Origin of the sequence: Hyella patelloides LEGE 07179, assembly GCF_900659865.1 — a bacterium.
Classification (GTDB): domain Bacteria; phylum Cyanobacteriota; class Cyanobacteriia; order Cyanobacteriales; family Xenococcaceae; genus Hyella; species Hyella patelloides.
On sequence record NZ_LR214303.1, the window covers coordinates 1 to 1,412 of the forward strand.

The following is a 1,412-nucleotide window of genomic DNA, read 5'->3' on the forward strand; positions in this document are numbered from 1 at the left end:
TTCTTTGTCCTTACATGAATAATTTTCTCACTTTTTGCCCGAATTTTTCTTGAGTAATTCTACTTAGATGTAGCGATCCTTTTTCTGTCTGATTTTGTACTACATTTCAAAGTGCGGAATGTGGGTTAGAAGAATTAAAAAAAGTAGTCGAATATTTACAAGGGCGTACTGACTCAATGATTTTTATTCTTAATCGAGTAGATCAACGGGGTCAGGATGATATTGCGATCGCAGATAAAATAAAACAATTACAGTTAGAAATTCAAACAACTTTAAGTTTAAAAGAATTACCCGATATCATTCCTTTAAGTGGACGATTTCTTTACTATGCTCAGTGTGCTTGGGGAGCAACAGGGATTAGTAATAATTCTTCTGTAGATGCTGTGGCACGCCGACATTATTTAAACGGAATGTTAGTTGATTGTTCGAGTCTCATTAAATTACATACAAGTGAAGATAAAAAACTCAAAAAGTGGTTTAGAGATTTAGAAGATCGCATAGATGATGGAGAAGTTATTGATGATGAGAGTATGCGAAAAGTTCTCTACCATGTTTATGATTGGAGTGGTGGAAATCGCCTCTGGCAATGTATGCGCGATCGCGTTAGAGAGTCTTTTTCTGAGTTAGTTATTTTACCTGCATTAATTGATGTTTTAGATCGCTACAAGCTCTTAATTAATGCTATTGATGTAGAACTTAATATTCAAAAGATTAATGAAAAAGAAGAAGTAGAAACCAAACAGCAACAGATTATTGATGCTAGTGAAAGATTAACTAGAGAGGTTGAAAATATCCGCGATCGGTTTCAGCAGGAAGTAAAAGAAATTATCAAACTTCTCAAACAAGATAATCAAACCGAACGGAGTATCTTATCTCAGCAGTCAAAAAAAGGATTTAATTCTTTTTACGATATCGTTAGCAAAGTTGAAGAGGATTTAATAGAAAATCTTATTTCACCTGTACGAGATGCTTTTGAGCAAGATAAAGGAAGTTATGAATTAGAAGAAGAATTAACGAAAGTGATTCCTCCTCCAAAAGCTAAAGCAATTGCGAAAGCTTACGACTTAGTTAATCGTAAATTAACTAAATTCAATAAAGATGATTCTGGTTATTTTATTAGACAAGTGCGCCAAGATGCTCAAGAAAAAATCCGAAGTATGGAACACCAGCAATTCTCATTATGAAAATGATTATCAGTATTTGACAAATTTGAGATGACTAAAAACCTAATTCTTTCGCTCTCAGATTGAATTTTGCTCTTTTATTTCTGATTTAAGTTCTTGCGTTTTCATACTACATAAAGATTTCAAACAACCAAGCAGCCAAAACTAACCTAATTATTCTAGTTTCTAAAAATTAGGAGATTTTTTAGAGATAAATGCTGATTTTTTTGAGTTATTCTTAATTTTTTT

The 1,412-nt window shown here is 32.4% G+C and carries 1 protein-coding gene; it reads left to right on the forward strand.

Going from position 1 to position 1,412, the window contains the following annotated elements:
• Window positions 1-176 precede the first annotated feature (176 nt).
• Complete coding sequence (locus H1P_RS33340) at window positions 177-1,184, forward strand: hypothetical protein (protein WP_144875769.1); 1,008 nt, start codon at window positions 177-179, stop codon at window positions 1,182-1,184.
• The last annotated feature ends 228 nt before the right edge of the window (window positions 1,185-1,412 follow it).